Origin of the sequence: Sphingomonas sp., assembly GCF_035317925.1 — a bacterium.
Classification (GTDB): domain Bacteria; phylum Pseudomonadota; class Alphaproteobacteria; order Sphingomonadales; family Sphingomonadaceae; genus Sphingomonas_I.
In genome coordinates this window covers 1-19,148 of the sequence record NZ_DATHFV010000044.1, presented here as the reverse complement: position 1 = coordinate 19,148, position 19,148 = coordinate 1, and the positions used below count along the sequence as shown (strand labels likewise).

Annotated in this window: 21 protein-coding genes and 1 pseudogene; 13 read left to right on the top strand and 9 right to left on the bottom strand. The window is 65.0% G+C overall.

Annotated features, from left to right (window positions below):
• Positions 1–30: 30 nt before the first annotated feature.
• Positions 31–1,119 (bottom strand): MBL fold metallo-hydrolase, encoded by a 1,089-nt coding sequence (locus VK533_RS03465; protein ID WP_324375049.1) that lies wholly within the window; start codon positions 1,117–1,119, stop codon positions 31–33.
• Positions 1,120–1,266: 147 nt separating this feature from the next.
• Between VK533_RS03465 and VK533_RS03460 the strand changes: the two genes are divergently transcribed.
• Positions 1,267–1,542 carry a helix-turn-helix transcriptional regulator gene (locus tag VK533_RS03460; RefSeq protein ID WP_324375086.1) on the top strand — a complete coding sequence of 92 codons (276 nt, stop codon included), beginning with the start codon at positions 1,267–1,269 and terminating at the stop codon, positions 1,540–1,542.
• A 5-nt stretch (positions 1,543–1,547) separates the two neighbouring features.
• Complete coding sequence (locus tag VK533_RS03455) at positions 1,548–2,057, top strand: hypothetical protein (RefSeq protein ID WP_324375047.1); 510 nt, start codon at positions 1,548–1,550, stop codon at positions 2,055–2,057.
• 30 nt (positions 2,058–2,087) lie between these two features.
• Here the strand turns inward: VK533_RS03455 and VK533_RS03450 are convergent, their stop codons facing one another.
• On the bottom strand, positions 2,088–3,611 hold the full coding sequence (locus tag VK533_RS03450; RefSeq protein ID WP_324375045.1) for a fumarate hydratase: 1,524 nt from the start codon (positions 3,609–3,611) through the stop codon (positions 2,088–2,090).
• Between the two features lie 396 nt (positions 3,612–4,007).
• Between VK533_RS03450 and VK533_RS03445 the strand changes: the two genes are divergently transcribed.
• Positions 4,008–5,885 carry a ribonucleoside-diphosphate reductase subunit alpha gene (locus VK533_RS03445; RefSeq protein ID WP_414712274.1) on the top strand — a complete coding sequence of 626 codons (1,878 nt, stop codon included), beginning with the start codon at positions 4,008–4,010 and terminating at the stop codon, positions 5,883–5,885.
• A gap of 242 nt (positions 5,886–6,127) precedes the next feature.
• Here the strand turns inward: VK533_RS03445 and VK533_RS03440 are convergent, their stop codons facing one another.
• Positions 6,128–6,370 carry a DUF2171 domain-containing protein gene (locus VK533_RS03440; protein WP_324375042.1) on the bottom strand — a complete coding sequence of 81 codons (243 nt, stop codon included), beginning with the start codon at positions 6,368–6,370 and terminating at the stop codon, positions 6,128–6,130.
• Between the two features lie 174 nt (positions 6,371–6,544).
• Between VK533_RS03440 and VK533_RS03435 the strand changes: the two genes are divergently transcribed.
• Entirely contained in the window at positions 6,545–7,669 is a 1,125-nt protein-coding gene (locus VK533_RS03435; RefSeq protein WP_324375040.1) for an acyltransferase, read from the top strand.
• 130 nt (positions 7,670–7,799) lie between these two features.
• On the opposite strand, the gene VK533_RS03430 is transcribed toward VK533_RS03435, so the two are convergent.
• Positions 7,800–10,409, bottom strand: coding sequence for an AMP-binding protein (locus VK533_RS03430; RefSeq protein ID WP_324375038.1), 2,610 nt, complete (start codon positions 10,407–10,409; stop codon positions 7,800–7,802).
• 462 nt (positions 10,410–10,871) lie between these two features.
• Between VK533_RS03430 and VK533_RS03425 the strand changes: the two genes are divergently transcribed.
• The 5 genes from VK533_RS03425 to VK533_RS03405 all read left to right on the top strand — a co-directional run bounded on the left by VK533_RS03425 (position 10,872) and on the right by VK533_RS03405 (position 13,575).
• Positions 10,872–11,045 carry a hypothetical protein gene (locus tag VK533_RS03425; protein WP_324375036.1) on the top strand — a complete coding sequence of 58 codons (174 nt, stop codon included), beginning with the start codon at positions 10,872–10,874 and terminating at the stop codon, positions 11,043–11,045.
• A gap of 150 nt (positions 11,046–11,195) precedes the next feature.
• Positions 11,196–11,465, top strand: coding sequence for a hypothetical protein (locus VK533_RS03420; RefSeq protein WP_324375035.1), 270 nt, complete (start codon positions 11,196–11,198; stop codon positions 11,463–11,465).
• A gap of 2 nt (positions 11,466–11,467) precedes the next feature.
• Entirely contained in the window at positions 11,468–11,797 is a 330-nt protein-coding gene (locus VK533_RS03415) for a hypothetical protein (protein ID WP_324375033.1), read from the top strand.
• 15 nt (positions 11,798–11,812) lie between these two features.
• Complete coding sequence (locus VK533_RS03410) at positions 11,813–12,892, top strand: ribonucleotide-diphosphate reductase subunit beta (protein ID WP_324375030.1); 1,080 nt, start codon at positions 11,813–11,815, stop codon at positions 12,890–12,892.
• Positions 12,893–12,927: 35 nt separating this feature from the next.
• Positions 12,928–13,575 (top strand): RNA methyltransferase, encoded by a 648-nt coding sequence (locus VK533_RS03405; protein WP_324375029.1) that lies wholly within the window; start codon positions 12,928–12,930, stop codon positions 13,573–13,575.
• Between the two features lie 66 nt (positions 13,576–13,641).
• Here VK533_RS03405 and VK533_RS03400 read toward each other — a convergent pair whose 3' ends face one another.
• Positions 13,642–14,220 carry a hypothetical protein gene (locus tag VK533_RS03400; protein ID WP_324375027.1) on the bottom strand — a complete coding sequence of 193 codons (579 nt, stop codon included), beginning with the start codon at positions 14,218–14,220 and terminating at the stop codon, positions 13,642–13,644.
• 95 nt (positions 14,221–14,315) lie between these two features.
• Here VK533_RS03400 and VK533_RS03395 point away from each other — a divergent pair, with 95 nt between their 5' ends.
• Positions 14,316–14,528 carry a hypothetical protein gene (locus VK533_RS03395; RefSeq protein ID WP_324375025.1) on the top strand — a complete coding sequence of 71 codons (213 nt, stop codon included), beginning with the start codon at positions 14,316–14,318 and terminating at the stop codon, positions 14,526–14,528.
• A 202-nt stretch (positions 14,529–14,730) separates the two neighbouring features.
• Here the strand turns inward: VK533_RS03395 and VK533_RS03390 are convergent, their stop codons facing one another.
• Positions 14,731–15,339 (bottom strand): PEPxxWA-CTERM sorting domain-containing protein, encoded by a 609-nt coding sequence (locus VK533_RS03390; RefSeq protein WP_324375023.1) that lies wholly within the window; start codon positions 15,337–15,339, stop codon positions 14,731–14,733.
• Positions 15,340–15,585: 246 nt separating this feature from the next.
• Between VK533_RS03390 and VK533_RS03385 the strand changes: the two genes are divergently transcribed.
• Positions 15,586–16,071: a DUF4440 domain-containing protein gene (locus VK533_RS03385; protein WP_324375022.1), complete on the top strand. Its 486-nt coding sequence runs from the start codon at positions 15,586–15,588 to the stop codon at positions 16,069–16,071.
• Positions 16,072–16,214: 143 nt separating this feature from the next.
• Entirely contained in the window at positions 16,215–16,376 is a 162-nt protein-coding gene (locus VK533_RS03380) for a hypothetical protein (protein WP_324375020.1), read from the top strand.
• A gap of 161 nt (positions 16,377–16,537) precedes the next feature.
• On the opposite strand, the gene VK533_RS03375 is transcribed toward VK533_RS03380, so the two are convergent.
• Positions 16,538–17,131, bottom strand: coding sequence for a YdeI/OmpD-associated family protein (locus VK533_RS03375; protein WP_324375018.1), 594 nt, complete (start codon positions 17,129–17,131; stop codon positions 16,538–16,540).
• Positions 17,131–17,430: an NADH dehydrogenase ubiquinone Fe-S protein 4 gene (locus tag VK533_RS03370; protein WP_324375016.1), complete on the bottom strand. Its 300-nt coding sequence runs from the start codon at positions 17,428–17,430 to the stop codon at positions 17,131–17,133. The genes VK533_RS03375 and VK533_RS03370 overlap by 1 nt, the downstream gene beginning before the upstream one ends.
• 141 nt (positions 17,431–17,571) lie before the next feature.
• Here VK533_RS03370 and VK533_RS03365 point away from each other — a divergent pair, with 141 nt between their 5' ends.
• The gene (locus VK533_RS03365; RefSeq protein WP_324375014.1) at positions 17,572–18,087 is read left to right on the top strand and encodes a BLUF domain-containing protein; all 516 of its coding nucleotides are present in this window, start codon (positions 17,572–17,574) and stop codon (positions 18,085–18,087) included.
• Here the strand turns inward: VK533_RS03365 and VK533_RS03360 are convergent.
• Positions 18,056–19,148, bottom strand: a pseudogene (locus tag VK533_RS03360) (ATP-dependent helicase C-terminal domain-containing protein); the annotation flags it as partial. The gene VK533_RS03365 and the pseudogene VK533_RS03360 overlap by 32 nt on opposite strands.

Below are 19,148 nucleotides of genomic sequence, written 5' to 3'. Positions count from 1 at the left end.
CAGTTGCGGCCGGCGAATAGCCACCCACCGCTATCGTATCGGCGGCACGTCCCAGTTCACGCCGACTTCCATCGCCCGGAACCGGCCCGGCGCGATGCCGCGTTGGGCCAGCGTCGCGCGCAGCAGATTGGGCGGATCGTTGATCCCTTCGCTCGACAGCTTGAACGTGCCCCAGTGCACCGCCAGCGCATTGGCCGCGCCCAGCTTCTGAAAGGCGTCGACCGCTTCGACCGGGCCGATATGATTGCCGCTCATCACGTCGCGCGGCTGGTATGCGCCGATCGGAATCAGCGCCAGCCGATAAGGCCCGTCCCTGGCGTCCTCGATCTGCCAGCTGCCGTCGCCGGGGCCGGTATCGCCCGCGAAGAACAGATTGCCGCCCGGCAGGGTCACCGCGAAGCCCGACCACAAGGCGCGGTCGCGATCCTTCATCCAGCGCGAGCCCCAATGATGGACGCGCTCGATCGTGACGATGATGCCGGGCCGCACCGCGACCTTCTGCCCCCAGTCGCGCGCCACCGAAGGCACGCCCGCGCTTTTCAGGATCGTGTCGTTGCCGAGGCTGGTGACGATCAAAGGATGATCGCGATCCCACAATCTCCTGAGCGTGGGCAGGTCCATATGATCCCAGTGATCGTGGCTGACGAGCACCAGATCGATATGTGGCAAATCGGCAAAGGCGATGCCGGGATCGCGCACGCGCGAAGGCCCGAGCCGGCCCCATGGCCCCGCATGTTGCGCATAGATCGGATCGGTCAGGATGTTGATCCCGCCCGACTGCACCAAAACGGTCGAATGGCCGATCCAGGTGACGACCATCCGCTTCGGATCGGTGACCACCGCGGCATGGCCGTGCGGCGTCGCGACATGCTTCGGCCAGGGCGCCTTGTCGTCCAGCCGGCGCAGGCGCAGCGCGACGCCGAGCAGCCCGCTCTTCTGCAAGCCGCCGGTGCCCTGCTCGCCCTCGGGATTGAAGAAATGCCGGCCGTCATAATGGCCGCTGACCGGCCCGCGATAATAGATGCGGTCGAGGAAGGGCGGCACCAAAGTCGGCACCAGGAGCAGCACGATCAGCGCGCCCAGCAGCAGCCGCCACGCCCAGCTCCAGATCCGCTTCATGGCGTGCCCCATCGCGGGGTGCCTTAGCCCAACAATACGCTTGCGAACAGGGGGCTGATCACATCGACGGCAAGATTTGGTTCGCCAGACGGCGGCGACGTCCAAACACAATTGACAAAGCTACGAACCATTGTGTAAACACAACATATCATCCGCTACCAGCTACGGGGCGTTACAATTTTATACAATCGCATCGCCCTGTTCCGAGCCGAGCGTGGCGTCTCTCGCCGCGATCTCGCCGAGGCGGTGGGCGTCAATAACCAGACGATCGGCTATCTAGAGCGCGGCGATTACAAACCCAGCCTCGAGCTCGCGATGAAGATCGCCGCCTTCTTCGGCGTGCCGATCGAATTGCTCTTTTCCTTTCGCCCCTTCGAATCCGTCGCCGACACGCTGCGCCGCGCCGCCGCGGTGGGAGAATGACCGCCATGACCCTGCTCGAGAAAATGGACCGCGCCGTCTACGCGACCGGCATCGACCGCATCATCTTCATGAAATTCAAGCCGCGCACCCTGCGCTGGACGCCCCTGGTCGTGCTCGCGGTCATGGTCGCGGGCTATGTACTGATGGCGAAAAACGCGAGCTTCCCCGATCGCAATTTTCTGATCGGGTGGGCGCTATTCTACAGCGCATTCCTCGCTGCGGCTTTCGCACGCGTCTTCGGCCCGCGCTTCACGGCGACCGCGCTCAGTCCGCTGGATGAGCGCGAACTGATGGTGAAAGCGCGCGCGCATGCCGTCTCCGGCGTTGTGGTCGCCTCTTTCGCCATGCTGGGCTGTTTTTACATGGCAAGCGCGGATCTGCTGGGCCTCTGGCATCCCCATGTCGTAACCGACTGGGTCAATCTCGGCTTTGGACTTCAGGCGGTTGGAATGCTCCTGCCCACGCTGATCGCCAGCTGGATGCAGCCGCGCCCCCTCGTTGACGACGAGGACTGACCCGCCGCCCGGCCACCGCCGGGTCGTCGGCTAAACTCTCTCCAGCAATTTTTCGCGGGCGATCTTCTCGCGCCACACCAAAGGCCCCGTGTGGTGGACGCTGACACCCTCAGAGTCGACCGCAACAGTCACCGGCATGTCTTTGACATCGAACTCGTAAATCGCTTCCATGCCCAGATCCTCGAACCCGACCACCTTGGCGCCCTTGATCGCACGCGCGACCAGATAGGCCGCGCCGCCGACCGCCATCAGGTAAGCCGATTTGGCTTCCTTGATCGCCGCGATCGCGACCGGTCCGCGCTCGGCCTTGCCGACCATCGCCAGCAGCCCCTGGTCGAGCATCATCCTCGTGAACTTGTCCATGCGGGTCGCGGTGGTGGGGCCGGCCGGGCCGACCACCTCGTCGCCAACCGGATCGACCGGGCCGACATAATAGATGACGCGGCCCTTGAACTGGACCGGCAGTTGCTCGCCCTTCGCCAGCATGTCGGCGATGCGCTTGTGCGCGGCGTCGCGCCCGGTCAGCATCTTGCCGTTGAGCAAAAGCCGGTCGCCCGGTTTCCAGCTCGCGACAACATCGGGCGTTAAACTATTGAGATCGACCCGGATCGACTCCTTCGACGGCGTCCATTCGACCTTGGGCCAATCGTTCAGATCGGGCGTCTCGAGCAAGGCAGGCCCTGACCCGTCGAGATGGAAATGCGCGTGCCGCGTGGCGGCGCAATTGGGGATCATCGCGATCGGCAGGCTCGCGGCGTGCGTCGGCCAGTCGAGGATCTTGACGTCGAGCACGGTCGACAAGCCGCCCAGCCCCTGCGCGCCGATGCCGAGCGCGTTGACCTTCTCGAACAATTCGATCCGCAGCTCTTCGATCTTGTTGGACGGCCCACGCTGGCGGAGCTGCGCCATGTCGATATCGCCCATCAGCGATTCCTTGGCGAGCAGCATCGCCTTCTCGGCGGTACCGCCGATGCCGATGCCGAGCATGCCGGGCGGACACCAGCCCGCGCCCATCTGCGGCACCGTCTCCAGCACCCAGTCGACGATCGAATCGCTCGGATTCATCATCTTGAACTTGGACTTGTTCTCGCTGCCGCCGCCCTTGGCCGCGACGATCACCTCGACATGGTGGCCGGGCACCATCTCCACATGCAGGACCGACGGCGTATTGTCCCTGGTGTTGACCCGCCCGAACGCGGGATCGGCGAGGATCGAGGCGCGGAGCTTGTTCTCGGGGAAGAGGTAGGCGCGGCGCACGCCTTCATCGACCACGTCCTGCAGGCTGCGCGATCCGTCGGCGAAGCGGCAATCCTGCCCCCATTTCACGAACACCGTGACGATACCCGTATCCTGGCAGATCGGGCGATGCCCTTCCGCGCACATCCGGCTGTTGGTCAATATCTGCGCGATCGCGTCCTTGGCGGCGGGCGACTGCTCCGCCTCATAGGCCTCGCCCAGCGCGCGGATATAATCCATCGGGTGGAAGTAGGAGATGTACTGGAGCGCGTCGGCGACGCTCTCGATCAGATCGGCTTCGCGGATGATCGTGGTCATGGTTCGCCCCTAGCGCCGCCTTTTCCCGGATGCGAGCCGCACCCGCAACGAGGCGCGAAAAACTGACTCTTTTGGAAGCGTCAAGCAGACAATCTGCTGTCACAGAAATTAAACATCTTGTGCGCGTGAATCGGTAGTGACACTATCTGTTGTGTCGGCACCAGGGGGTCCGGCGCTAGATTGAGAAACGCGGGAGCAATCACCATATTGCTTCCGGAGCCACCGGCCCTGTGGAACACGGGGATGGAACGGCTTGTTGCGGTCTCGATCCTTGCCCCCTCTGGCGATGCGCGTAGCATCCCGGGGGATACGTCCCCCGAGTCGAACGAATTGAGAACAAAATTAGGGGAACGGGCGATGGACCTTTCGAGCAGCAGCGATCGGGAAACGAACGATATGGCCACCCTCTTGGACGCGGCGGAAATTGCCCCAGTAGAGCCTGGTGCCGAGCCTGCCGCCGAAACCGGCAGCAAACGGCGCGACAAGCCGTTTCCGCTCGACGTCGATCATTCGCGCGACGCGCTCCTGACCGACTTCGGCAAGGACACGCTCAAGGACCGTTATCTGCTCCCGGGCGAATCCTACCAGGATCTGTTCGTGCGCGTTGCCTCGGCTTATGCCGACGATCAGGCGCACGCCCAGCGCATCTACGATTATATTTCGCGCCTGTGGTTCATGCCCGCGACCCCCGTTCTCTCGAACGGCGGCACCGGGCGCGGCCTGCCCATCTCCTGCTTCCTCAACTCGGTCGACGACAGCCTCAACGGCATAGTCGACACCTGGAACGAGAATGTGTGGCTCGCCTCGCGCGGCGGCGGCATCGGCACCTATTGGGGCAGCGTCCGCGGCATCGGCGAGCCGGTCGGCTTGAACGGCAAGACCAGCGGCATCATCCCGTTCGTACGCGTGATGGACAGCCTCACCCTCGCGATCAGCCAGGGCTCGCTGCGGCGCGGTTCGGCGGCGGTCTATCTCGACGTCGCCCATCCCGAGATCGAGGAATTCCTCGAAATCCGCAAACCCTCGGGCGACTTCAACCGCAAGGCGCTCAACCTGCACCATGGCGTGCTGCTGACCGACGAATTCATGGAAGCCGTCCGCAACGGCACCAGCTTCGATCTGAAGTCGCCCAAGGACGGCTCGAAGCGCGGCGAAGTCGATGCGCGCTCACTCTTCCAGAAGCTGGTCGAGACCCGTCTCGCCACCGGCGAGCCGTACATCGTGTTCGCCGACACGGTGAACCGCGCGATGCCCAAGCATCACCGCGATGTCGGTCTCAAGGTCTCGACCTCGAACCTCTGCTCGGAAATCACGCTGCCGACCGGGCGCGACCAATATGGCGAGGCCCGCACCGCGGTCTGCTGCCTGTCGTCGCTCAGCCTCGAGACGTGGGACGAGTGGAACGGCGAGAAGGGCTTCATCGAGGACGTGATGCGCTTCCTCGACAATGTCCTGCAGGACTTCATCGACCGTGCCGAGCCCGGCATGGAGCGCGCCCGCTATTCGGCCGAGCGCGAGCGTTCGGTGGGCCTCGGCGTGATGGGCTTCCACTCCTTCCTCCAGGCGCGCAACCTGCCGTTCGAAGGCGCGATGGCGAAGTCGTGGAACATGCGCATCTTCAAGCACATCCAGGCGCAGGTGAACGAAGCCTCGATGCATCTCGCCAACGAACGCGGGCCCTGCCCCGACGCCGCCGACATGGGCGTGATGGAGCGTTTCAGCTGCAAGACCGCGATCGCGCCGACCGCTTCCATCAGCATCATCTGCGGCGGCACCAGCGCCTGCATCGAGCCGATCCCGGCCAACATCTACACCCACAAGACGCTATCGGGCTCCTTCTCGATCAAGAATCCGTATCTGGAGAAACTGCTCAGCGAGAAGAGCAAGAACTCCGACGCGGTGTGGAACACGATCCTCGAGCAGGGCGGCTCGGTCCAGCATCTCGATTTCCTCTCGGCCGAGGAAAAGGACGTGTTCAAGACCAGCTTCGAGATCGACCAGCGCTGGCTGATCGAACTCGCCGCCGATCGTACGCCCTATATCGACCAGGCGCAGTCGCTGAACCTGTTCATCCCCGCCGATGTCGAGAAGTGGGACCTGCTGATGCTCCACTTCCGTGCGTGGGAGCTCGGCATCAAGTCGCTCTATTACCTCCGCTCCAAGTCGATCCAGCGCGCGGGCTTCGCCGGCGGCGTCGAGGCCGACAACACCTCGGTCCTGCGCACGATCGAGGTCGAGGCGAAGGATTATGACGAGTGTCTGGCCTGCCAGTGATCCCCCGGATCACTGGTCGATCGGCCGGCACTCTGGCCTGCCAATAAGCGGCGGGCTGTAAGCTTCCCGGAGCGGGGAAAAGAAAGGGGCGCCGTTACCGGCGCCCCTTTTGCTTTCTGTCGTCATGCCGGACTTGTTCCGGCATCCACCGGGAGGAAAGCCCCAAGCCGCGGAGTGGACCCCGGAACAAGTCCGGGGTGACGGTAGAAGCGGGGCGTCGCCGTGGCGACGCCCCGTCAGGCTTAAGCCTCTTCCTCGAACGTCACCGCGACCGCGGCATTGGCCGACAGACGCACCTTGTCGCCCTCGACCTCGGCGACCAGGCCGCCCGAGATATAATGATGATGGCCTTCGTGGCTGCCTTCGCCCGAATCGGACTTGGTCAGCTTGATGCGGTCGCCGTCGACATGGTCGACCGTGCCGACATGGACGCCGTCGGCGCCGATCACTTCCATATGTTCCTTGATCCGGGACAGATCAGCCATTTTCATTCTCCTTTGAAAGACACGGGCCGAACGCACAAAAACCGGGAAAGCCGCATCGTTTCGACGCGCGACTCGCGGCCGGTCGTTCCGGAGCCGTCATACACCGCATCGGCGTCGCTTTCATGTAGCGCGGCAGATGGTAAGACGGGCGCCAGCAGGGATCGAAGGGCCGCTATGACCGTCAGCCAGGACGCACCATCTGCCGGCCATTTGCGCCGCGCCGACGAAAACCCGGACGCGGCCGCGTTCGGCGCCAATCCCGAGACGCACAAGCTCGATTCCTATCCCGGCCTCGACTGGCTGCGCTTCGCGCTCGCCTCGACCGTGGCGCTCGCGCATGAGGGCGTTCCCTTCCCCGGCCCGATCTCGGCGGGGCTCGCGGTCGATATCTTCCTGGCACTCAGCGGCTGGCTGATCGGCGGCATCCTGATCGCGACCCCGGTTGCGGGCCTGCCGCGCTTCTTCTTCAACCGCGCGACCCGCATCTGGATCCCCTACGCGGTCGCGATCCTGCTGGTGTACGGGCTGGCGGTCGCCAAGGAAGGGGCCGGCCTCAACTGGCTCAAATACCTCTTCTACGACGTCACCTTCACCCACTACACCTTCACGACCTTCCCGCGCGCGCTCATGGAAATGCCGCTCGGCGGCACCGGCAACCATTTCTGGAGCCTGTCGATCGAGGAGCAATTCTATTTGCTCGCGCCGATCGTGATGTTGACGCTCCCGTTCGGCAAGAAGCTGTGGCTGTGGCTGGTGCTGAGCGCCCTGCTGGTCGGGTTCGAGGTGCGCGCCGCGCCGATCGCATTGGGCGTCGCCGCCGCGATCACCCAGCGCGATTATGGCGCGTGGCAGGCGAAGCGCGTCGCGCACTGGCTGCTGGTCGCGCTCACCGCGATCCTGCTCGCGGCGATGTGGCGCTACGACGTCACCCCGCTCCATGCCCTGTTCTCGATCGGCGTGGTGCTGTCGCTGGCCTTTATCGGTCCGCGCGCGCGGATCGGGCTGTTCTTCGGCGCGATCTCCTATCCGCTCTATCTCAACCACTGGATCGGCGCGTTCGCGATGCACGTCGTCGCCAAGGTCACGGGGCCCCTGCCCGCCGTGATCGCGGTCGCGATCGCCTATGGCGGCGCGGTGCTGGTCGGCATCGCCAGCTGGTTCTTCGTCGATCGGCTGGTGATGAAGCGCCGCGCCGGCTGGTACAGCCCCGCGCGCGGCCGCGCCTTGGGCGGGATCGCTTATGCGCTGGTCGGGATCGGCCTGATCGGCGGCACCGTCATCTATCTCAACGGCGGTTAAGCCGCGTTTTGCTGGGCTGAAGCCGCACCGGCCCGCACCCCCACCGGCCTCCCAATCAGTTTATTCTATGGGAGGCCGGGTGGGCGTGCGGGCCGGTGCGGCGCCGTTTCAGTGAAACTGGAACAGAAAACTAACCCGCGCTTTCCCGATAATAGAGCCGATAGACGCGCTGCATCGCGAACAGCATGCCGCCGACGAACGCCAGCACCGGCAGCCCGATCGCGAGCATCGGCCGCAGCCCCAGCTGCGTCAGCACGTTCGTCACCGGCGTCACGCCCTCATGGCCGACATAGGCCGGCAGCGCGAGCAGGCCGATCACGATCAGGATCCGCATCACGCGCCGCGCCCACGGCGCATGCTCCTGCCGCCGGGCGCGCGCGAACGCCACGCTGAACACCAGCAATGCGCCGCCGGCATAGGTCAGCACCTGCGGCAGCGACGCGACATTGTCGAACCAGTGGATCACGTCGCCGCGCAGCGACAGCACCAGCCCGCCGAGCAGGATCGCCGCTCCGCCCCACGCCGCCGCGCGCGCCAGATCGGGGCGCTGGTCGTTCTGGCCGATCCACAGCCCGATCGCGAGCCCCACCATCGCGTGGCCCAGCATCTCCGGATAGGAATAGCGCGTCACCAGCAGCAGCCGCCCGAAATTGACGAAGCCACTCGTGTCGGACTCGATCCACAGCCAGGAAAACAGGGCCGACAGCAGATAGCTCACCGCCGCCGCCACCAAAGCCGCCACGATCGGATAGCGCGCGCGGCCGATCAGCCGTAGCCATTCGGGCGCGGTCAGCACCATCAGCAGATAGAAGCACAGCACGCCGAAGAAGAGCTCGGTCGGCCATTGCGCGTCGAACCCGCCGGTGTGCAGATACAGGTCGGCGGTGCGCACCACGCCCAGCACCAGGATGGCGCCGCCGATGATCGCCACGCGCGTCCGCCGCCAGCTTGTCAGCCGCTCGGGATTCTTGCGCGCGACCGGCGCCTGGAAATAGCCGAGCCCGACCCCGAACACGACCGCGAAGCCGGGCGTGCCCGCGCGGAAGATCGGCACCAGCCAGTGATAGATCTCCATCCCCCCCGGGCCGAACTTGCCGAACAGGAAGGGCGACCAGTGGCTGACGATCACCAGCATCACCAGCACCGCGCGCGTCATGCTGATCGCATCGGTGGTGACCGCGCGCAGGCCGCGCGGGCCGCCCGCGCCGGGAGCGACGCCGAACTGGTCGGTCGCCTCGGCATCGGCCGCGATCTCGGCGATCGTGCGGCCTTCGAAAATCTGCTGGGTCAGCGACTTCGGAACGCCCGCGCGCTCCATCTTGATCATCACCGTGATCGCCGACAGCGAATCCCCGCCGATATCGAAGAAGCTCTCATGCTTGCCGATCGGAGACACGCCGAGCGCGTCGGTCCAGATCGCGGCGATCTCGCGCTCGCGGTCGGTCAATTCCCCATCATCGTCAGCATCGCCGGCGCCGGATGACGCCGCCACCGCCGCCGGCGCCGCGCCGTACAGATCGGTGATCTCGCCGCGCCTTACCTTGCCGGTATCGGTGCGCGGGATCGACGGCACTTCGGTCACGCTCACATCCGCCGCGCCCAGCCCGAAGCCGAGCGCGATCGCGCGCGCCTTGTCCTGCAGCGGCTTCACCGCGACGCCGGGCAGATGACAGACCAGCACCGCCTCGCCGCGCAACGGATCCTTGCGCGCCGCGACCGCGATCTTCGCCCCGTCCGGCCCCAGCGCCTCGGCCAGCCTTTGTTCGAACAATTCGGCCGGCACCTTGATGCCGCTGACGTTGAGCAGATGGTCCGACCGCCCCCGGAAATGGACGAAGCCCTGCGCGTCGATCGCGCCCAGATCGTTGGTGGTGAGCCAGCCGTCCGCATCCGCGATCGGGGTCACGCCCGTTTCGGTCAAAATCCCGTCGGCGACATGCGGCCCGCGGATCGCGATCCGTCCCTCGCCGTCGATCCGCACCCGATCGGGCGCTTCGGCCTGGCCCACGCTCTCCAGCGCCGCGCCCTTGGTGTCGGATACGACCAGAAAGGTCGTGCGGGACGCCTCGGTCAGCCCGTAATGCTGGACGATCCGCGCCTTGGGGAACAGCGCGCGTACCGCCGTCTTTTCCTCCGCGCTCATATATTGGCTGCCGATCTCGAGCCATTTGAGCTTCGGCCCGGCCGCCGCGATCAGGTCGCTCTGCTGGATCAGGATGCGGAGCAAGGTCGGCACCGCCGACAGGGCGTTCACCTCGCCCCGCATCAGCATGTCGGCCAGCTCGTCGGGGCGGAAACCGTTCGGCGGCAGATAGGCCTTGCCGCCCACCGCCGCGATCGCCCGCGCCCGCCCCAGCCCGAACGAGAAGGTCACCGGCACGCCGACATATTCGCGGATGCTGTCATCGATCCGCATCACATCATTGAGCCGGCGCGTGACGTCGCTCAGCGCGCGGCGGCTGAGCAAGATCGGCTTGGGCGTGCCGGTCGTGCCCGACGTGAAGCTGATCTGCGCGGGCGCGGGATCGTCGTCGAGCGGCAGGCTCTCGTCGAACCAGCCGCCGCCGGCCTCGACCATCAGCCGTTCGGCGATCGGCCAGTGGGGAAGCGTCAGCGTCGCGGGATCGTCGGTCGGGACGATCACGTCGCGCGCGCGCCACGCGGCGAATATCTGATGCAGATAAGCGGGCGAGCTCACTTTCTGGAGAGCGATCACACGCACCGCACCGACCTCGATCATCTCACCCCCTGTGGCGACCTCCCGGCCTTATCCGCCGCCCGGTCCCAAGTCCAACTCTACGCCGCAATGCAGCGCGATGCGGGAACGACTGGTCTGAAGCCTATCCGTCATGCCGGACTTGCCTGCCCCAGCGAAGGCTGGGGTTCCGGCATCCACCCCATCCACAAGCGCAGCGTCCGTATCCCTTCATCCGTCACCCCGGACTTGTTCCGGGGTCCACGGTGCCGCACGGACAGCGTTCATGGCTCAAAGGGTGAGCCCGCCCGTCGGTGGACCCCGGAACAAGTCCGGGGTGACGGCGCGGAATGTGATGCCGACCGCCCGTTCAGTCGTCATCCCCGCCTGCACGGGAATGACCGCCAGGACACTCACCCCACGGGCGGTGCCATTGATCCCCCAGGGCTGGACTCCCCCGCGCCCCGGCGTAGCTTTGCCCCGCAAACCAGCGGCGGAATCGCAACCATGCACTCACTCTATTTCGTCATCATCGTCGTCGCCCTGCTGCTGGCGGGCGCGATCGCGTTCGGGCGCGGCGACCCGGATTCCATGCCCAGACAGACCCGGATCGTGCTGATCGTCAGCGGCCTCGCGGTCGCGATCCTGGCGGCCTGGCTGTCGACACGGCCCGGGCCCTGAACGACCCATCCACAGCCCCCTATATACCTGTGGAAAAGGCCGCATTCACGCTAGACTTTGTGGCGAATGGGCGTAGCTTTCCCTATATATACACATGTTCGCGCTGTGTTCCGTGGGAGGCTGTTTGTGATGAATGAATGGCCGATTTCGATGCGGAAAGCCGCCCGTTTCGCGGTGCTGGCGCTGCCGATCCTGCTCGCCGGCTGCGCGACGCAGATGCAGGGCGTGGTCAAGCCCGAAGCGCCCGGTTTCCTGTTCGGCCTCGTCCAGGGCTTCATCGCGCCGGTGACGTTCATCGTCTCGCTCTTCGACCATGACGTCGCGGTCTATGCCGTCCCCAACGATGGCGGCTGGTACAATTTCGGTTTCGTCCTCGGCATCGGCGGCTTTGCCGGCGGCGCCAGCCAGACGCGCAGGTAGGCATGACCAGTCTGCGCGAGACCTGGGAAGTGTTGAAGGCGCCCGTATTCTGGGTGATCATCGCCGTGCTGACGGCCTGGGCCGCGCTCGGCATGTGGCTGGAGATGCGGATCGGCTGGCCTGATCGCTACGGTTTCCACTGCCAGGGCAAGGCCTGTTGGATGTCTGATTTGTGGCATAGCCCGATCCTGCTCCACGGCGGCTATCTCGGCGAATATGCGCTCTTCGCCTGGATCTGGTCGATGCCCGCCTTTCTCGCCACTTTCTTCATCTGGTCGCGACGTGCCAAGCGCGGCGCCGACCATCCCCCACACGATCATCCAAAATTCTGACCGGAGTATCCGTCCATGCCCCTCCTGCAAGCCTCGCGCTCCTACAAGCCCTTCGAATATCCGTGGGCGTTCGAATATTGGAAGCGCCAGCAGCAGCTCCACTGGCTCCCCGAAGAGGTGCCGTTGGGCGAGGATTGCCGCGACTGGGCGCAGAAGCTCTCGGACCACGAGCGCAACCTGCTCACGCAGATCTTCCGCTTCTTCACGCAGGCCGATGTCGAGGTGCAGGATTGCTACCACGAAAAATACGGCCGCGTGTTCAAGCCGACCGAGATCAAGATGATGCTGACCGCCTTCTCCAACATGGAGACGGTCCACATCGCCGCCTACAGCCACCTGCTCGACACGATCGGCATGCCCGAGAGCGAATATTCGGCCTTCCTCCAGTACAAGGAGATGAAGGACAAGCATGACTATCTGAGCACGTTCGGCGTCGACACCGACGAGGATATCGCGCGCACCTTGGCGATGTTCGGCGGCTTCACCGAGGGGCTCCAGCTCTTCGCCAGCTTCGCGATGCTGATGAACTTCCCGCGCTTCAACAAGATGAAGGGCATGGGCCAGATCGTCACCTGGTCGATCCGCGACGAGACGCTCCATTGCGAGGGCATCATCCGCCTGTTCCACGCTTTCTGTAAGGAGCGGAACTGCCTGACCCCCGCGGTCAAGGACGACATCCTCGACATGTGCCAGAAGACGGTACGGCTGGAGGATGCCTTCATCGACCTGACGTTCGAGATGGGCCCGGTCAACGGCATGACGCCGAAGGATATCAAGCGCTACGTCCGCTACATCGCCGACTGGCGCCTCGGCCAGCTCGGCCTCAAGCCGATCTACATGATCGAGGAACACCCCCTCCCCTGGCTCGCGCCGATGCTCAACGGCATCGAGCACGCCAACTTCTTCGAAACCCGCGCGACCGAATATTCGAAGGCGGCGACGCGCGGCGACTGGAGCGACGTGTGGGACAGCTTCGATCGGCGCAAGCAGGCCAAGGCGGCGGCTGAAGTCGCGAACGAGGATGCGGCCGGCAGCGACGAGGCCGGCGGCGAAGGCGGCGGGCTGTTCGGGAATTCCGGGGTGGCGGCGGAGTAGTTGGTGCCCCGGTCGCCGGGCGCTATATCGCGGATATGGATACCGACGAGAAGAAATCGAAGCCCAGCGTTCGAGAGCGCGCCAACGCGATCCGGGAGTTTCGCTGCAAGAACCTGATCGCGGTTCTTGAGAACCCCAGCGACGTGCAGAATATCGGCACCGTCATCCGAAACGTGAATGCGCTCGGCGTGGAGAAGGTCTACGTCGTTGATCCCCACCGGACGCTGCCCGACGACTGGCAGGAGCTGCGCGAAGCGAAACGGGTATCTAAGACGTCAGTGTCAGCCGTGAAATGGACGTTCGTGCGGCGGTTCGACAGCACCGACGAATGCTTCGATTACCTCGAGAGCAAGAAGTTCAAATCGATTGTCACGTCGCCCCATGTGAAGGGCAAAACCAGCATATTCCTCGACGAAGGGGATTACACGACTCACCACAAGCTTGCAGTCTGGTTTGGAAGTGAAGCGATCGGCATCAGCGATCGCGCCGTCGAGCGCAGCGACATGTGCGTCTGCATTCCGATGTTCGGTATGGTCGAGAGCCTCAACTTAGGAACGAGTTCGGGCATTGTCCTCTATGAGGTCGCAAAGCAGCGGCGCGCCTATCAGAGCCAATATCGCTGGCGCGATCACCGCAGAAAACGTGAGAAGCCGCTACCCACAGTGATGCCGCATCGCGAGTAGACATCGCGCAACGCCATTGCCGTTACAGTGCATTTATTTATGCGGTGCTGCCTCCGCAGAAAAGCACTACCCAATCCCTCTTACCAGCCATCCCTTCGGATCAGCATAAGAGTGGATCTGCCGCTTCGGCCGCTCGTGCCATGAGATGTTGAACGCCCAGTAGGTCGGGAAAAACTGGAGCGCCGAATAGGGCAAATTCTCGTGGATCCAGCGGGCCAGGATTTGCCATTCGCCCGGCGCCTGATGCTGGTCCCAGAAATGCGGAAGAACGACGCAGGCCCTAGCGCCGGTCAGCCCGTCGGCATCGCGCAGATCCCAGATATGGCCGGCCGCGTTGGCCGTGTTCGAGGCACAGGTGTAACCGCTGCTGCCTTCCTTCTGCATCCGGTTGCCGAAGGCGTTGAGCTCGGCCGAACGATAAGCGGATCGGATCGCGACCCGCCCCCATTCTTCCTGCAGCGGTTCGAGCAGATCCTCGCACAGACGCGTGCCGACCCTGATCGCCAGGTCCGGATCGTCCGGCACGTTGAGGATGCCGTGCACCGCCGCGATCTCCGAATAGAGGAAATCGCGCATGAAGAAGCTTTTGGACAATCGCACCCGGCCCAGCTTCGTCAGGGCCTCGACCGTTTTCGGCGTGCGCATATTGCCGTGCCTCCTTCCCGCCCGCAGGATGACCCAATAGCCCGGTCGCCTTCCGGCAAGCCACTCACTATGCTTGCTGCGAACAAGGAGCCGACATGGCGGACGAAATACCGATCAGGGAATTGCAGGGCGAACGTAACCGGCTGTGGGCCGAGGCGCGGCTGAAGGGCCTGCCCGTCGGATCGGCGCAGCGCGACCGGATCGCCGCGCTGGATGTGCTCATCCGCGCCCGCAAGGCCGCCACCGCCATTCCCAGCAAAAGGCGCAAAGCCCCGGCCGATCAGGCGGCCGACACGTCGAAGGACTGAGCATAGCAAACCACAACCGTCATGCCGGACTTGTTCCGGCATCCACCGTGAGGCAAGCGCCTCGCCGCTGAGTGGACCCCGGAACTAGTCCGGGGTGACGAAGCATAACCATTCCCGCCGCCGGCACACAGAGCGCGCGCAAACGAAAAGCGCCGCCAGTCCGAAGACCGACGGCGCTTCTATTCGCGTTTAAGCGACGAACTTAGGCGAAAGTGACCGCCGCACGGCGGCGGCTGCGCAGCGCGCCGCCGATCAGGCCGAAGCCGCCAACCATCATCGCCCAGCTCGCGGGCTCGGGCACCGCGCCACCCGGCGCGCTGAAGTTGGAGATCGTGGTCACGCTCGGGCCGCAGCAGCCGTCGGCACTGTACGCACCGAACGTCAGCAGATCGCCGGAATCCACCGCGATGCTGAACGAGCCGGACAGGGGGCTGCCCTGCCAATTATAGGGATTGCCGAAATAGCCATTGGCCAGGTTCGCGACCAGATTGCCGTTCACATAGAAGTTCAGGCCCGAGCAGCACGGGTCGTCCGCCCCGTCGAACGCCCAGTCGAACGAGACCGTGCCCGAAGCCAGCGCGATGTGCGAGAAGTCGAACTCCTGCTCGATATAATCGTTGTTGAAGTCGGGCTCGTACAGCGTCAGGATCTGCTGCGAGCCGTCGATCGACGAGGCGGTCGGGCCGCCATCGGTGTTGACCGAGGTCCAGGTCCCGTAGGCATAGCCGCCGGTGAAGCCCGGGCCGGCCAGCGCCGGCGAAGCAAGCATCACGGCGGCAAGCGGCGCGAGCGCCCAAAAAGACCGATTCATTTCATCATCCCCCAACAGGGGCAGGCTTCCGCCCGCCCGATAACGACGCCACGACTGCTCGAACGGCCTGCCTGCAGGATCATCGAGAAAAAGACAGCACCCCCCGCGCCAACCCCACGGCGACGCGCGCTGACCCTGAGTTGATCACCCTTCAATGTCAAGGAACGGCTCCGTAACGACTTGAAATCCGACCTTGCATAAGCGTCCAAGCGTATTAGTGTAGTAATACACTTCAAGGACGCCCTCATGCTCGCTTTCCTCGCTCTTGCCGTCGCGGCCACAATCCAGGTCCCGACCGGCCCCGCGCTGACGCAGGCGATCGCCGCGCGCGACGCCGCCTTGTTCCACACCTTCTTCGAGGAATGCGATCTCGCGAAGATGACGGGCTTCCTCGCGCCCGATCTGGAATTTTATCATGATCGCGGCGGCAAGGTCGCAGGATCGGCGCAGGCGTTCGTCGACGTTTATGCCACGCAATGCGAAGCCAGGAAGAAGCCCGACGCCTTCCGCTCGCGCCGCGAACTGGTGGCGGACAGCCTCTATGTCGATCCGATACCGGGCTTCGGCGCGGTCGAGGAAGGCGATCACCTCTTCTACGAACGCCAGGGCGACGGGCCCGAGAAGCTGACGGGCAAGGCGCATTTCGTCCAGCTCTGGCAGCTTGGCGCGGATGGCGTGTGGCGGCTGTCGCGCGTGCTCAGCTACAAGCATCAGGCGGCGGGCGGCGGGTAAGCGCACCTACGCTAACATGGGTATTGGGGCACCCCCGCTTTTGGGTGTATTCTATCCACAGTCGGGGCCGACTCACCCACAGGCATTGCCCTGATCGACAGCTCATGCAGCCGCTGCCGCCTGTAGAGCGAAGGGAGGGTGGAGTGTCCGCCCGCAACGACGACGAAATCTATTATCGCGAACGCGAGCGCCAGTCGCGCGAGATGGCCGCGCAGGCGAACGATCCGGGCGTGCAGCAGATTCACATGCAGTTCGCCCAAGCCTATGCCCGCCGCGTCCGCGACGACAAACACGAAGCCGCCTGAGTCCCTCAGCCGTCATTCCCGCGAACGCGGGAATCCAGCTTCTTCTCGTCATGCCGGACTTGTTCCGGCATCCACCGGGACGCAGGCGCCAAGCCTCAGAGTGGACCCCGGAACAAGTCCGGGGTGACAAAGTAAGCACAATGGCAGCGGGGAACCGCCCCCTATTTCTGATATTTCCAGTGCCGCGGCTTGCCCTCGAACAGCCATAGGATCGCCTGCGCCACCCGCGCGGCGCGCGTTTCCGGGCGCTTCGCCTCGCCGATCCACTCATTGTAATCGCGCCGCTGGCTGGGCGAGAAGCCGTCGAACGTCGCCTTGGCGCCGGGCGCTTCCGCCAATGCGGCGGCCAGTTCGTCGGGCACCGGCAGCTCGGGGCGTGGCGCCGTCTTCGCCCGCGCCGGCTTGCCCGTGTCGATCGCCACCATCGCGTCGCGCACCGCCGCGATCACCTCGGCATCGTCGGGCAGATCGGCCAGGCTGGCGATCTTGCCGAACTGGCCCATGCCGTCGCGCTCGCGGCTGGTGATGCCGCCGCTCTCCCCCATCCGCCACAGGATGAGCGAGGCATGCGCCTTGAACGCGCCCAAAGCCGCGAACATGCGGCCCTTGTGCTCGAAGAACGGACGGCTCCATTTGATCGTCTCGACCGCATCGGGGCAGGCGGCGTGGATCACGTCGCGCAGATGCGTCAGGATCGGGCGCGCGAACGGCTGGGCCCCGGCGATGTAAGCGTCGACCCTCGGGTCGCGCGCCATCAGAAGAGGTCCGGGCCTTTGAAATTGTCCGAATAGGTCTGGATCTTCAGGCTGCGCTCCGCGCCCGCGACGCTGACATGAAAGGCCAGCCCATGCTTTTCGGCATAGGCCTTGGCCGCATCCAGCGTCTCGAAGCCCAGCCGCACCTGCTCGCGCGTATCGCCCGAGCCCGCCCAGCCGGTCAGCGGATCGGGCTTCTTCGCCTCCGCCGGCTCATATTCGAGGATCCACTTGCCCTCGAGCGCGCGGCCCGATTGCATGCTGCTCTTGATGCGCTGACGGATGCGGGCCTGAACCATAGGCGCTGGATACAATGGGCGCGGCGGGAATCAAGGGACTCCTTGGTCCGTCATTCCAGCGCCGACGCCGGCACGTATTATTACGGTAACCGACCAGCGAAGATCGTTCACGAAGAAGGAGGATTGGGGGCCCGGGGGTAGTTGCACCCAATCGCCCGCAATCTGCGTCGGGCCGGAGCGGAAAAGAAGCCGATGGACCGATCTCTTTTGTACATAAGCCGCAAGACCATTCCGCTCGAAACGGACAAGGCAGAGATCGCGAATATCCTCGCGACCGCGCGCGTGCACAACGCCAAGGTCGGGATTACAGGGGGTCTGATCAACACGAACTACGCGTTCGCGCAGCTCCTGGAAGGCCCCGGCGAAGCGATTGACGATTTGATGGAGCGCATCGAAGACGACCCGCGCCACGTCAATGTTCAGATCCTTCGTTACTATCCGATAACGCGTCGCAAACTGCCGGATTGGTCGATGGCGTATTCGGGGCCATCCAGCTACGTCGCGAACCGCATCGAGCCGCTTCTCGGAAAAGACCTCGAGCCCGACCATAGGCAAATCGACCGGCTCGCGGCGATGCTCGTGCAATTCGCCTCGGCCCACGATGATCCGGCCGAGCTCGCCGAGGCTAGGGGCGAGCCGCCGCCCGCTTGGTCCTGAGCGTCGGATCCGCCTGCGTCGGATCGTCCGGCCACGGATGGCGCGGATATCTGCCCCGCATCTCCTTCGCCACCGCCGCCCAGCTCCCCTTCCAGAACCCCGGCAGATCGCGCGTCGTCTGGATCGGCCGCCCGGCGGGCGAGGTCAGCCGCAGCACCAATGGCGTCGTCCCGATCATCGGATGTGCCGCCAGCCCGAACAAGGCCTGCACCCGCAACTCTACCGCCGGGCCGCCTTCCGCGCCATAATCGATCGCATGGCTCGTCCCGAGCGGCGAGGTGAAGTGCGACGGCGCCTCGCGGTCGATCGCCGATTTCCCCTCCCACCCGATCAGATTTTCGAGCGCCTGGAACAGCGCCCCGCGATCCACATCGCCCAGCTTGCGCTTGCCCTCGACCAGCGACGGCAGCCACTCGTCGAGCCGCGCGATCAAGGCCTCGTCCGACAGATCCGCCCCGCCGACGAACCCCGCGCGCAGCCGCAATGCGCGCGCCGCCTCCGACCAGGGCAGCAACCCCAGCCCATGCGTCCGTACGCCCTCGACCAAAGCCGCCGCGACCTCCGCCGGATCGGCATTCGTGTCCGGCCCCGACGACAGCCGGATCGCCCCCAGCCTCTGTTCGCGCACCGCCTGGACCGCCCCGCTCGCCGGATCGAACGTCACCGTCCGCCGAGTTTCGATACGGTCCCGAAACAATCATTCAGTTCGGAATCGCCTATTTTTGAACCTGACAGGATGCGAGCCCCTGCCGCCGAGCCCTGCGTCTCGGCCACCGCCAGCCACTCCTCGCGCGCAAGCGACGAGGCCGGATCGAGCCGGAAGCCGCGCCCGCCCGCCGATATCCAGTCCGCCCCGTCGGCCCCGCGCCGCTTCGCCACCCGGTCGGGAAAGGCCAGGGCGACGCACGCGCCGATCGGCCCTTCGCCGCCCTTTCCGCCCGCCAGCTTCGCCCAGCGCTGCGCCAGCCCGCGCGCCGCCTCGGCCCGCCGCCCGCTCTCGCTCCGCCAGCGCCGCAGCCGCGTCTCCAGATCGGGATCGTTCCCGCCCAGTCCCTGCTCCG